This is a genomic window from Bradyrhizobium sp. F1.13.3, from assembly GCF_040548265.1.
Classification (GTDB): domain Bacteria; phylum Pseudomonadota; class Alphaproteobacteria; order Rhizobiales; family Xanthobacteraceae; genus Bradyrhizobium.
The window spans coordinates 442,437-456,091 of sequence record NZ_JBEPRI010000002.1; the positions used below are offsets into that span (position 1 = coordinate 442,437).

At 63.5% G+C, this 13,655-nt stretch carries 9 protein-coding genes; 5 read left to right on the top strand and 4 right to left on the bottom strand.

The window, feature by feature from the left end; genetic code table 11:
* Positions 1–72 precede the first annotated feature (72 nt).
* Complete coding sequence (locus ABIB66_RS06925; RefSeq protein WP_275168541.1) at positions 73–1,293, top strand: ABC transporter substrate-binding protein; 1,221 nt, start codon at positions 73–75, stop codon at positions 1,291–1,293.
* Positions 1,294–1,371: 78 nt separating this feature from the next.
* On the opposite strand, the gene ABIB66_RS06930 is transcribed toward ABIB66_RS06925, so the two are convergent.
* Positions 1,372–2,142, bottom strand: coding sequence for a helix-turn-helix transcriptional regulator (locus ABIB66_RS06930; RefSeq protein WP_354205972.1), 771 nt, complete (start codon positions 2,140–2,142; stop codon positions 1,372–1,374).
* A gap of 184 nt (positions 2,143–2,326) precedes the next feature.
* Between ABIB66_RS06930 and ABIB66_RS06935 the strand changes: the two genes are divergently transcribed.
* The 4 genes from ABIB66_RS06935 (at position 2,327) to ABIB66_RS06950 (ending at position 8,756) form a co-directional block, all read left to right on the top strand.
* A complete protein-coding gene (locus ABIB66_RS06935) occupies positions 2,327–4,588 on the top strand; it encodes a marine proteobacterial sortase target protein (RefSeq protein ID WP_354205970.1) in 2,262 nt (753 codons plus the stop codon).
* Between the two features lie 170 nt (positions 4,589–4,758).
* On the top strand, positions 4,759–5,328 hold the full coding sequence (locus ABIB66_RS06940) for a class GN sortase (RefSeq protein ID WP_354205968.1): 570 nt from the start codon (positions 4,759–4,761) through the stop codon (positions 5,326–5,328).
* Positions 5,329–5,548: 220 nt separating this feature from the next.
* Entirely contained in the window at positions 5,549–7,768 is a 2,220-nt protein-coding gene (locus ABIB66_RS06945) for an acetate--CoA ligase family protein (RefSeq protein WP_354205966.1), read from the top strand.
* Between the two features lie 157 nt (positions 7,769–7,925).
* Positions 7,926–8,756: an MlaD family protein gene (locus tag ABIB66_RS06950; RefSeq protein ID WP_354205964.1), complete on the top strand. Its 831-nt coding sequence runs from the start codon at positions 7,926–7,928 to the stop codon at positions 8,754–8,756.
* Positions 8,757–8,760: 4 nt separating this feature from the next.
* On the opposite strand, the gene ABIB66_RS06955 is transcribed toward ABIB66_RS06950, so the two are convergent.
* From ABIB66_RS06955 to ABIB66_RS06965, 3 genes are all read right to left on the bottom strand, one after another.
* Positions 8,761–11,892 (bottom strand): autotransporter outer membrane beta-barrel domain-containing protein, encoded by a 3,132-nt coding sequence (locus tag ABIB66_RS06955; RefSeq protein ID WP_354254622.1) that lies wholly within the window; start codon positions 11,890–11,892, stop codon positions 8,761–8,763.
* 304 nt (positions 11,893–12,196) lie between these two features.
* A complete protein-coding gene (locus ABIB66_RS06960; RefSeq protein WP_354205960.1) occupies positions 12,197–13,237 on the bottom strand; it encodes an aliphatic amidase in 1,041 nt (346 codons plus the stop codon).
* A 39-nt stretch (positions 13,238–13,276) separates the two neighbouring features.
* Entirely contained in the window at positions 13,277–13,648 is a 372-nt protein-coding gene (locus ABIB66_RS06965) for an FmdB family zinc ribbon protein (protein ID WP_275168549.1), read from the bottom strand.
* Positions 13,649–13,655 lie beyond the last annotated feature (7 nt).

Genomic DNA, 13,655 nt, shown 5'->3' on the forward strand with positions numbered 1-13,655 from the left:
TCGCGGGCGCTTTTCTTTTTCGACGTGCCTGCTCCGACCCAGAAGAAACCTCAAGGGATTTAAGGAATTTTCATGAACAAGAAACTCCCCCTGCTTGCCGCAGCAACGGCGTTGGCGCTGCTCACAACCCAAAGCGCCCATGCCCAAAAAGCGTACGACACGGGCGTCACCGACACGGAGATCAAGATCGGTAATGTCGAGGCCTATTCCGGCCCGGCTTCCGCCTACGGCGTCATCGGCAAGACCGAGGAAGCCTATTTCAAGATGATCAACGACCAGGGTGGCATCAACGGCCGCAAGATCAACTGGATCTCCTACGATGACGGCTACTCGCCGCCAAAGACCGTTGAGCAGATCCGCAAGCTGATCGAGAGCGACGAGGTCTTCCTGGTGTTCAACGCGCTGGGCACGCCGACCCAGACCGCCGTGCAGAAATATCAAAATGCCAAGAAAGTGCCGCAGCTGTTTCTTGCCACGGGCGCCAGCAAGTGGAACGACCCGAAGAACTTTCCCTGGACCATGGGCTTCCAGCCCAGCTACCGCGTCGAAGCCCAGATCTTCGCAAAGTATATTCTGAAGGAGAAGCCGGACGGGAAGGTTGCCATCTTCTATGCCAACGACGATTTCGGCAAAGACTACCTCGCCGGGATCAAGGACGTGTTCGGCGAGAAGGCGTCGAAAATGATCGTGGCCGAAGAGAGCTACGAGACGTCGGAACCCTCGATCGATGCTCATATCGTCAAGCTCAAGGGCACCGGCGCCGATGTCTTCGTGAACATCGCGACCCCGAAATTCGCGGCGCAGGCGATCAAGAAGATCGCGGAGCTTGAGTGGAAGCCGATGCATCTCATGACTGATGTCTCGGTGTCGATTGGCGCGGTGATGAAGCCGGCCGGCCTCGAGGCATCCGAAGGCGTGCTGTCGGCGGGCTATCTGAAGGATGCCTCGGATCCGCAGTGGAAGGATGATGAGGGCATGAAAAAGTTCATGGTCTTCATCGACAAGTACATGCCTGGCGCAAATATTTCGGACGCCAATCTGGTTTACGCCTATGCCGCGGCCCAGACGATGGTGCAGGTACTGAAGCAGGCGGGCGACAATCTGACCCGCGAGAATGTGATGAAGCAGGCAGCGAGCCTCAAGGACTTCGTGCCCGACACCCTGATCCCGGGCATCAAGATCAACACCTCGGCCACGGACTTCGCGCCGATCGAGCAGCTCAAGATGTGGCGGTTCAAGAAAGGCCAGTGGGAGCTGTTCGGCGATATCATCAGCGCCGAAACGGGCGGCTAGCTCGCGGCGATCGCACGGACCTCGCCGAAAATAGCGGCCGAAAGGCCGCTATTCTTTTGTGTGCGCCGGCGAGGCAGGCTATCCCGGCAGGAACAGCGCGAAGGACTCCTCGACCGTGCGTCGCAGGTGCTTTCGGTACGACGCGTGGTTTTCATCGTCGGGCCCGATCCGTCCCAGCGACGGCTTCTGAACATTCCTGAGCGGCACATAGGCGATCGGCGCCGCGATCGGCGTCAGCTGCGAGCCGGGGCCGGCGCGGAGCGTCGAGATGATGCCGTACATCTCGCCGGCGACCGTCGGCCGCGACACCGTGATCACGCGATGCTGGCCGTGCTTGATGATGACGAGATAGATGAAGCCGGACTGATGCGGTACCGCGACCTCGCCGGTGTGCTCATAGGCGGCATCGGTCCGCTCCCCCTCGCGGAACACCAGTGAGGAGACCTTCGGCTCCCAGACGATCTCGGTGCGGTAGGCGAAGATCGCGTCCTTCTCGCCGAACGACGGTCGCAGCGTGATGTAGACGTCCTCGAGCCAGGTCACCGCGCGATGGGCATAGGAGCCGAGGCTGTCGGGCGCGACATCGCTTACGGCCGGGGGCGCCACCATGGCGGCGCTTCTGCGCAGGGAGACGCCCAGCGCCTGCTCCAGCCGCACCGTGGTCGCCAGCGTGAACGGCCGTCGACCGCCGAGCACCTTCTCCAGAGTGGACAGGCTGAGCTTGGCCTGCTCGGCCAGCGCCTGCCGGGAGATCCGGCGCCTGGCGAGCTCCTCCCGAATGGTCTCGGCGATCTCGCGACTCTGCTCGTCCGAAAGCTGCTTGTCGGCGAATTTGTCCTGCGTCTGCATCGTGGCCCTGCTCCAGGACGACACCCTAGCAGGGCGGACAAACCAGCACAAAACCGCACTTGGCCACCCGGCGGCAGGCCGCGCGGGCCGGCCGCGGCGGATCATTGCCGATCATTCTGCTCGCGCGATCGCCCTCTCCCGACCGATGCTCGCCATCGTCAAACACCCTTTGGGAGCAGGCCAAATGGACAATTACGACGCAGTCGACAGCAACGAACACCCCTGGCTGGGCAGACTCATCGTGGTCGGACTGTTCCTTCTGGCGCAAGGCATCGCGGTGATGCTGGTCGCCTTCGTGGCCCTGCTGGTGAGTTTCCAGCCGGGCTGGTCGGCAACGACGGAGCAGGCCAGCCTGCTTCAGCCCGGTGACGCCAAGTCCGGCACCCTGCTTCTGAAGGAGGACGGGGCCTACACGGAAGCGATCCGCCTCGGCATCGATGTCGACATCACGGTCTCGGGCCCGACACTGCGAGCACGAGTCACCCAAATCTTCCGCAACCCGACCAAGGACTGGGTCGAGGCGACCTATGTCTATCCGCTCCCCACCGGCGGTGCCGTCGATTCGCTGAAGATGGTGGTCGGCGACCGCGTCATCGTCGGCGACATCAAGGAGCGGCAGCAGGCGCGCGTGATCTACGAAGAGGCGCGCCGCGCCGGCCAGAAGGCCGCGCTCACGGAACAGGAGCGGCCGAACATCTTCACCAACTCGGTCGCCAATATCGGCCCCGGCGAAACCGTGCTGGTGCAAATCGAATATCAGGAGCCGGTGCACCAATCCGGCAACGAATATTCGCTCCGCCTGCCGCTGGTGGTCGGGCCGCGCTACAATCCGGCGCCGATCGTCCAGAGCGTCGATTTCCGCAACGATGGCTCCGGCTGGGGCGCGACGAGTTCGGACCCGGTGCCGGACCGCGATCGTATCTCGCCGCCCGTGCTGGATCCCGCCAAGGATGCGCCGGTCAACCCGACCAGCGTCACGGTCCGCCTGAACGCCGGCTTTGCGCTCGGCGAGATCAAGAGCCCTCACCATAACGTCAAGGTCGAGAGCCCGGACAAAACGACGCGAATCGTCTCGCTTGCCGACGGTGCGGTGCCTGCCGACCGCGATTTCGAACTGACCTGGAAGCCGGCCGCCGTGATGGCGCCGTCGGTCGGCTTATTCCGCGAGCGCGTCGGCGACGCCGATTATTTGCTCGCCTTCGTCACCCCGCCCGCCGCCGAGCAGGCGACGCAGAAGCCACGGCCGCGCGAGGTGGTATTCGTGATCGACAATTCCGGCTCGATGGGCGGCACATCGATCGTTCAGGCCAAGGCGAGCCTCACCTACGCACTCTCCCGACTCCAGCCGACCGACCGTTTCAACGTCATCCGTTTCGACGACACCATGGACGTGCTGTTTCCGGCCTCCGTGGCCGCGGATGCCGAGCGTGTCGGTGAAGCCACCTCGTTCGTCAGCGCGCTGCAGGCGCGTGGCGGCACCGAGATGGTGCCGGCGATGCGGGCCGCGCTGACCGACAAGGTCAGTGACGCCGGCATGGTTCGTCAGGTCGTATTCCTGACCGATGGTGCAATCGGCAACGAGCAGCAATTGTTCGAAACGATCACGGCGATGCGCGGCCGCTCGCGCGTGTTCATGGTCGGCATCGGGTCGGCGCCCAACACCTATCTGATGACGCGCGCCGCCGAACTCGGCCGCGGTGCCTTCACCCATATCGGCTCCGTCGAGCAGGTCGAGGAGCGCATGCGCGGCCTGTTTGCCAAGCTCGAGAACCCGGCCGTGACTGGCCTGAGCGCGAAGTTCTCCGAAGCCAAGGCCGACGTCACACCGGCGATCATTCCCGACGTCTATCGCGACGAGCCGCTGGTGCTGGCGGCAAAGCTCGACACGCTCGCGGGCTCGGTCGAGATCAAAGGCCGCGTCGGCGACCGCCCATGGTCGGTGACGCTGCCGCTGCAAAATGCGGCCGAAGGCAAAGGCCTGTCGAAGCTTTGGGCCAAGCGCAAGATCGACGATGCGGAAGTGGCGCGCACCCTGCGCGAGATGACGCCCGAAGACTCCGACAAGGCGATCCTGGCACTGGCGCTCGACCATCAGATCGTTACGCGGCTCACCAGCCTCGTCGCGGTCGACAAGACGCCGAGCCGTCCCGAAGGCGAGCCGCTCAAGCTCAGCGAATTGCCGATAAACCTGCCGGCCGGTTGGGATTTCGCGAAGGTCTTTGGCGAACGACAGCAGGCCCCGGCGCAGCTCCGCGAGCGTCACGCCGATGCGCGCAACCAACCGGCCACGAGGCGGCCGACGCCTGCTGCACCGGATGCGATCCGCCTGCCCAAGACCGCGACCTCGGCCGAGCTGAAAATGACCGCAGGTCTGATCCTGGTCGTGCTCGCTCTAATCCTGTTCGTGTTCAACCGGCGTCAGTCCTTGCTCGCTGACGCCGCTTGAGAGAGGAGCCCCCCGAACTCCTCTGTTAGCGCGCGCGGCTGCCCGTCCCACACCAACGGCCGCGCGCGCCTTTTTTGTTGTCATTGCGAGCGCAGCGAAGCAATCCAGGCTGCCTCCGCGGAAAGATTCTGGATTGCTTCGCTTCGCTCGCAATGACGAGTGTGGAAACAATGCCCCGCTTCATCTCTCCCCTGGTTCTCGCCCTGATCGGCATCATCCTGTTCGGCGACGGCGCCTACATCCATGCCAAAGCGTGGCTCGCGCAGGTGCTGCTGGAGCGCGCATTCGACCGGAGCGTTGCGACCGGCGAGGTGGTCAGACCATGGTCATGGGCCGATACCTGGCCGGTCGCGCGGATCGAGGTCAGGCGGATCGGCGCCAGCGCGATCGTGCTGGAAGGCACGAGCGGGCAGGCGCTCGCTTTTGGGCCCGGCCATCTCCGCCAAACGGCTGACGCGGGCGAGCGGGGTGTTGCCGTATATGCAGCGCACCGCGACACTCATTTCCGCTTCCTGCGGAATGTCGCCATTGGTGACGTAATCGATGTCACACGCAGTGACGGCAAGCACTTTCGCTATCGCGCGGATTCCTCCGCTGTCGTTCGTTTTGATGCATCAGGTCTCGGTCCCGCAACTCAGGACTTTGAGCTCGTGCTCGCGACCTGCTGGCCGTTCGACGCCATCGCGTCCGGCCCCGAGCGCTATATCCTTCATGCCACCCTGATCGGAGCCGATGAATAGCGGTTAGCACTCGATCCGTCCCCTCTTGAATCCGCCCCCGACCTGTCCGCGTGTCGACGTCGTCTACGGCCATCGCGTCTTCATCGATCGCCGATCACCAGAGATTGATGCGCGCTCATTCCATCGCACGGCATACCCGCCCAACTGGTTGCCAGTCCGAAGAACTCGCCATAGAACAGAGTGACGCGCCGCCAACAACAACAACAGGTGAGGTCACACCATGGAAGCTCGCGTATCTGCCGCCTCCGGTTCATCGCGCCCATGGTCTCCGCCGCCCGACGCCAGCGACATCGTCAAGGGCATCCACGCCATGCTGCATCCGCGCAACATCGTGCTGGTGGGCGCGACCGACAAGCCCGGCAACTATGCCGAGCGCATCTGGAACAATTTGGTCAAATACGGCTATGAGGGCGGGCTCTATCCGGTCAATGCCAAGCGCGACGCCATCTGGGGTGTCCCCTGCTACAAGGACTTTGCAAGCCTGCCGGAAAAGCCCGACCACGTGCTGGTGGTGGTGCCGGCGCGCTTTGCTGTGCAGGTGATCCGCGATGCCGCCGCGGCCGGCGCGCGCTCGGCCACCATCGTCACCTCGGGCTTCAGCGAGTTGCAGGACGAGGAGAGCCAGAAGCTCGCCGCCGAACTGCAAGCGGCCGTGCGCGAGACGGGATTGGCGGTCACCGGCCCGAACTGCCTCGGCAATTTGAGCGCCGGCGAAAAGCTCTTCACCAATATCGACGACCGTATCGTCACCATGGAACAGGGCGCGGTGGCGATTGCCGGGCAGTCCGGCGCCATCGTCATGGCGATCCGCCAGGCACTGGAAGATCGCGGCGTCGGGGTCGGCTACATGGTGACGACCGGCAACGAGGCCGGGCTCGAGACGCCGGACCTGATGCGCTATTTCGCCGAGGATCCGAGCATCAAGGTGATCGTGGTCTACCTCGAAGGCGTCCGCAACACCAAGGCATTCCGGGACGCCAGCAAGGCGGCGCGCGCCGCGAGCAAGCCGGTGATCGCGCTCAAGCTCGGGGCATCCGAGGGCGGCCGCGCGGCGGCGATGGCACACACCGGCGCGCTTGCGGGCTCGATCGAGACATTCGACGCCATTGCAACACGCGAAGGGGTCATCAGGGTCGACGGGCTCGACGAACTGATCGAGACCACCGAATGCTTCGTCCACGCCACTGTGCCCAGGGGCGACCGGCTCGCTGCGGTGACGCTATCCGGCGGCAAGCGCGGCATGCTGATCGACGCCTTCGATGCAGAAGGCCTGAATTTTGCACCACTCAGCTCGCATGTCGGCTCGGAGCTGGCAAAAATGCTCGGGCCGGGCTCGATCGTCGGCAATCCGCTCGACGCTGGCTTTGCCGCGGTGGTCGATCCCTCCGTCTACATGAAATCGATCGGGCTGATGATCGACGACCCCGATATCGATATCGTCATCATCGATGCCGAGCTGCCGAAGGCGCCGCACGAGCTGCGCGAGCGCAATCTGCGCATCGTCGACGAGATGGCGAGCCGGGCCGGCAAGCCGGTGATCTATATCAGCGCGATGTCGATCGGCTTTACTGAATTCACCAAGACCTTGCGCAAATCGCTGCCGCATCTCGCCGTCTTGCAAGGCATGGATCGCGCGGTAAATGCGATCAAGTCGCTGCTCGACTACGCCAAGCTGCGCAAGGAAGTGCCCGATATCGTCTCGAGCTCGAAGCCTGCCGCCCTCGCGGTGCTGGAGAAGGCGCTGAAATCGGCAACCGGCGCCGCGCTCGACGAGGTCGCCTCGAAGAAACTGCTGAAGGCCTATGGCATCCCGATCTCGAAGGAGGCAATCGCACAGACAGCGGCCGAGGCCGTGAAGATCGCCAAGCAGATCGGCTTCCCGGTCGTGGCCAAAGTCGTCAGCGCCGAGATCCTGCACAAATCCGACATCGGCGGCGTGGTGCTGAATCTCAACAACCCGGCCGAAGTGAAGAAGGCATTCGCCGACATCACCGCGCGGGTGAATAAACTCAAGGGCAAGCCGAAGCTCGACGGGATCCTGATCGCGCAACAGGTCAAGGCCGATTTGGAACTCGTGGTCGGCGCCTCTCTCGATGCCGAGATGGGTCCGGTCGTGCTGTTCGGCACCGGCGGCATCGATATCGAGCTGATGAAGGATGTCGCGCTCGCCGGCGCGCCGCTGGACGAGGCTGAGGCTCGGCTCCTGATCGGCCGGACCAAGGCCGGTATCAAGATGCGCGGCTATCGCGGCAAGCCGGCCTTGCACGAGGCCTCCGCGGTGAAGGCGCTGGTCGGCCTGTCCAACCTGATCGCGGATGCCGGCGACCGGATCGCCTCGATCGACGTCAATCCGTTCCTGATCAACGCCAAAACAGGCGTCGCCGTCGATGCCCTGATCGTGCTGAACAATGCTGCGGCGAAACGCGCCGCCGGGCATTGATGTCGCGTAGGGCGGATTAGCGCAGCGTAATCCGCTAATCCTTGCGACAAACGCGAGAGGAAGTGGCGGGTTACGCTTCCCTAACCCGCCCATCCTATTATTGCGGCCACAGCATCATCCTTCCAACTTCCCCGCTTTGGCCGTAAAATCATCCCGCATGGCACGCGCGAGCAATCTGGTGATCGGAACGGCGACGCTGGCGGTGATCGCCGTGGCGTTCGGCGGCGTGCTCGGCGTGCAGAAATGGCGCACCCTCCAGAGCCGCAGCCCGTTGCGCGTTGTATTCGAGGGCGGCTCCGCCAGCGGATTGCGCCGCGGCGGACCGGTCAATTTCGACGGCGTCCCAGCCGGCCAGATCCTGTCGATCAAGCTGGACAATCCCCGCAAGGTCGTGGCCCTGGTGATGCTGGACAATACCGCGCCGATCCGCAAGGACACCGTGGCGGGCATCGAGTTCCAGGGTCTCACCGGCGTCGCCGCGGTGTCGCTGATCGGCGGCGCGCCCTCGGCGCCGCCAGTGCCGCTCGACTCGGACGGCGTCCCCGTGCTGACCGCTGATCTCAGCGACGCCGAATCGATCGTCGACACCCTGCATAGTGTCGATCGCACCATCGTCAGCAACGCCCCGGCGATCAAGGAGGGCCTGCGCACGTTCGAGACATACACCGCCGATCTCCGGAGCAAGGGCGGCGAAATCGATTCCGTCATGGCCAAGGTCGACAGCGCCTTCGCGGGCTTCGACAAGGCGGTCACAAAGATCGAGGGCGTGGTGCCCGGCTTTGCCGACGGCAAGGCGGATGAGCTGTTCGAAAAGGTCCAGGGATTGCACGAGCTCGCCGACACCATGAAGAAGAAATCGGCAAACTTCCTCGAGGAGATCCGTCGCTCGCTGCTCGACGTCAGCGAAGCCGCCAACAAGATGAGCGGGACACCCACACCGGCCGCCGCTCCGCGACCGCCGCGCAAGCCGGCGCAGCAGAAGCGGTAGACCGTCACCACGCGTAGCGGACGACGCCCTTGCCGGCGTAAGAGCGGATGACGTTCGAGAACTCCCCCTCGAAAGTCGCCGACGCAGACCAGCCGTTCATCCAGCTCATCTGCACCGCCGCCGTGGTCAGTGCGGAATCGTGCGCCTGGGCGGCGCCGTTCACCACGAACGCCGATCCCGGCAACGTCTGGAAGACCGCACGGACGGCGCGATCCGGATTGTACTCATGTGCCCAGGCGACGCGGCCGCGCAGGGTCATCAGGCCGCCGGCCGCGGCAAATGACTTGTCCGCGCGCAGGCCGAGCTCGGTGCGGGTGCTGGTCACGTCCTTGGCGGTATAATTCAGCGCGAAGATGTTGCTGCCGACCACAGCGAACTCCGAATAGCTCGGAAGGCTGAACACGGTGGCCTGGAGCGCCGCATAGGGCGTGAGGCCGATCCACTGCGAGGCATAGCGATAGCCGCCCTCGATTCGGCCCGAGAGCGCGTTGGCGTTGAACTGCGCACGCAACTGATCGACGCCGGCGGCGGTCACGATGCGGTTGGTCGTGACGTCCTGCCAACCATAGGCCAGCGCGGCCGTTATGTAGGCCGGTCCCGCCGTATGACGCACGAAGGCGCCGGCCTGGAACAGGTCGGAGCGGCCCCAGCCGAGTCCGTTGACGTTGAAGCCGGTTGCCCCGCCCGCAAGCGCAAAGCCGGCGATCGTGGACGGCGAGAAGCGGTAGTCGAGGCCGACGGCGGTGCCGTAGACGCTGCTGCTGGTGTTGTTTGAGCCGAAGCCGGCATTGCCGTCGGTGGTCTGCGAGCCACCATAGCCGGCCGCCCACACGTCCCAGCGTTGTTCGAAACTCGCCGGCGGCGTCTTGCGATGGATCGAGGCAAGAGCGTCGCGTGCGCTCCTGTCGCGTGCGCCCTTGCTGATCGCGGCATATGCGTTCGCGCTCGTCTCGTCCGCGAAGGGCGTCGCACCCGGCGTCCCGCCACGCTCCGAGCCAAATACATCGGTGAGCAGGCCGAGGAACAGGTTCATCGCGTTGAAAGTCGTCTGCTGCGTACCGGTCGCCGACTCGCCCGAGGCCTGTGTCAGCCCCGCCGGCGAGAGATTCGCGAGAGCCACGGGAAGGCTGCCGGTCCGGTTGAAGACGCTCGTCAGGGCGTTGGCGACGTTCTGCTGATTGACGTTGAGACCTGTACCGTAGCCTAGCGAGAGATCCAGAAAGACGTTGTTGGGATCGTAGCTCAGGCTGGCCTTCAGGTTCGAAGACAGACCCGCGACGGCCGGATTGAATTTGTCGGGAAGCGTCGCCGAAGTCAGGATCGTGTAGTGTTTCGCGATCGAGCCGGTCGGGACGACTGTAACCGTGGCCCCATTGAGCGTGGAGGTCCCGGTGACGACAGCGATGCCGTTGCTCGTACCTGAGACCTGCACCATGTACGCCGACGCCGCCGTGAAGGTGAGATCGCCGTTCACGTTGAGCATTCCGGTCGGGTTGCCCGGCGACAGCGTGCCACCATTGACGTTGATCGTGTTGACACTGCCGACGCCGCCGAATGTGCCACCGGTCGCGACGCTTACATTGCCGTTGATGGTACCGACCAGCGTGAGCGTGCCGCCCAGCACATTCCAGTCCTGATTACCCGTGCCGGTCACGGTCCAGTTCGAATTGTCGACCTTGTTGAAGGTCGAGAAGCCGTCATACTGAAGAAGGGGACCGATCAGGTCGAGGTTGAACGTATCTTTGCCGGTGCCGCCGAGCTGGAAGGTGTCGGCGCCGGTGCCTAGCACCAGACCGTTGATGATGCTGCCGGGTCCGAGCGTCAGTGTGTTGGGGCCGCAGACACAAAACTCGATTGCAGCAATTCCGGCCGCAGCGTTGATGGTCCCCGAGTTGAAGACGTTGGCCCCGCCGTTCGCGCTGATGCCGACACCGCCAGCACCGACGGTAATGGTTCCGGTATTGACGATCTGGTTTGTCGTTGTGAACGAGCTCACGTCGATACCTAAGCCGGAATCGCCGACGGTGATCGTACCGCTGTTGATGATGGTGTTGGAATCACCGAGAGCTACGATGCCCTCGGCGAAATCGGCCCCTGTGATCCGTCCATTGTTGCTGATCGTGGAGGACAGGCCCGTAAACGCGATGCCCGCACCGCCCAGACCGACGCTGACCGTCCCGTTTTGGTTGATCGCGGTCCGATTGCCTTGCACCGCAATGCCGGCGGATGCGCCGTCGCCCGACTTGATCGAACCACTATTGGTCACCTTGCCGTCATCACCGAACAAGGCGATGCCAACGCCAAAGTCGCTGGCCGTGATGGCGCCGAAATTGCTGACGGTTTGAAAATTACCCTGCATGAAGATGCCGGCGGCACTCTGCCCGACGGAAATCGTGCCGGTGGCAGCGTTGGTGACCGTGTTGTTATCCATAATCGCAACGATGCCGCCGGAGAAGCCCGAGGAATCGCCGACCTTGATCGCGCCCGCATTGGTCACGGTCGTGCCACCGAATGAAGCGTAAATCCCGATTGAATCGTCGAGGCCGGTGATCGTGCCCGTCGCGGCGTTGGTGATCGTGTTGCTCTGGACCGCGAAGATGCCCGCGCCCGACGTGCCGATGAACAGCGCACCGCTGTTGCTAACGCTATTGTTGTTTCCTACCGAGATCGCGCTGCCGTGGTCGCCTGTGGTGACGGTCCCGGCATTGATAATGATGTTGTGATCGAGCGCGGAGATACCGAGGCCGTTATCAAGCACCGTGATGGCGCCGTTGTTGGTCACGGCGTTCGAATTGCCGCCATTTATGCCGGTGAGGCCCGAGCCCGCCGACACCGTGCCGTTGTTGGTGATGACGTTGGTGTCATTGACGTTGATCGCCGCCGTGCCGTTATCGTTGACGCTAGCGCCAGTCAGCACATTGACGGTTAGATTGGTGACGCCGCCGCCTGCCGCAAAGCCGTCGGCATCGGTGCCGCTACAGGTGACGGTCTGCCCGCTTGCCGCCGGGTCGGGCGCGCAGTCCGCCTGCGCAGGCGTCGCCGATAGGCCGAGGCTGAGAACGACCGCCACGACAGACGAAGCGACCGCGGCAAGGCGCAGCCCAATTCGACCAGCCGTCGGCGGCCCAAATTCCACTTTGATGCCCTCAGTCCAGCGCTCCCCAGCGGCGCCGCCGGCAAACTAGGCCGCCGGGCCACTCCGTGGAACTACGGAATAGGCGGAATCGCTGGGGGGCAGCAAAACCGGACTGATTCAGCTGACCATGTTGCACCAGAGGCACGCTTTTCCGGCGCAGCCTGGTCGATCCACGACGTTTGCGTGTGCGGCTCGGTCGCAGTATTGACCGTCGTTCACATCAATGACTGATCATCTGGGGCGGCGCCGCGTCCCAACGGGAGCGAGCGGCACGCCTTTCACACACACTGGTTTGGGCCACGGCTCAGTAATTCGTGGGCGCCGCTTCATTCGGGATGCCGTCGATCGGGCATTCGGCGGTCCCGGGCGTCGCGCGCGTCATCGCCTCGACCATGTCCCGTGTGCCCTCGGGATCGGCGATCCAGTTCTTGTAGAAATCATAGGGGCAGGCCGCTACGCCGCGCGGGCTTTCGCCGGAATTGATCATACCCGTGTAACCGCGATGGACCAGCTTGTAGAGATGGTTCTGTGACTGACCGTTGCGGCGCGCATCGCGGATCAGATGCTTCGACAGCTGGGCATATTGGATGCCGTAGTCCTCCTCGCCGCACTCGCCGAGGGTGCGGCCGTCGAAGCCGATGATCGCGGAATGACCGAAATAGGAATAGACCCCGTCGAAGCCGGCGGCGTTAGCGACCGCGACATAGACGTTGTTGGCCCACGCCATCGCCTTGGAGATCATGACCTGCTGCTCCTTGGCCGGATACATGTAGCCCTGGCAACGCACGATCAGCTCGGCTCCCTTCATGGCGCAGTCGCGCCAGATCTCCGGGAAGTTGCCGTCGTCGCATATGATCAGGCTGACCTTCATGCCTTTCGGGCCGTCCGAGACATAGGTGCAATTGCCGGGATACCAGCCTTCGATCGGCACCCACGGCATAATCTTGCGGTACTTCTGCACGATCTCACCCTTGTCGTTCATCAGGATCAGGGTGTTGTAGGGCGCCTTGTTCGGATGCTCCTCGTGGCGCTCGCCGGTCAACGAGAACACGCCCCACACCTTGGCCTTGCGGCAGGCCTCGGCAAAAATCGCGGTCTCTTCACCGGGCACCGCGCAAGCGGTCTCATACATCTCCTTGGAATCGTACATGATGCCCTGGGTGGAGTATTCCGGAAAAATCACCAGATCCATGCCGGGAAGGCCAGTCTTCATGCCCACCACCATGTCGGCGATCTTGCGGGCATTGTCGAGCACCTCGGCCTTGGTGTGCAGGCGGGGCATCTTGTAGTTGACCACCGCGACGCCGACGGTGTCGTTGCTGCTGGAGATGTCACCGTGAAGCATTGAATTGCTCCTCTACTCTGTTTGAGATTGCCGCGTGAATCAGTGACTGATCATCCAGGGCCGCGCGGTGGGGAAGCCCTTGGCGCCGCTCCTGGTCTTGGTCACCAGCCGCGCCGGCTTCTTGTCCGATGCGTTCTTCGATGACTTCTTGCCCGTGGAGCAGCAGCCGCAACCGGGACCGTGCGCGGCTTTGTATTGCGCCAGTGTCTGCGGCGCATGCGTGCTGCGCTCGTTGACCGCGTGAGCTTTGCGCGTCTCCGACGGCATGCAGAAGAAATTCGGCGCGGTCAGAATGACCCGCGGGGCCATGATTTCGCAACTTGGACAGACCTGCGGATCGTCGCATTCGGCCATCGGGCGCATATCCTTGAACGGACCGCAATCGTCACATAGATATTCATAGACCGGCATCGCATCA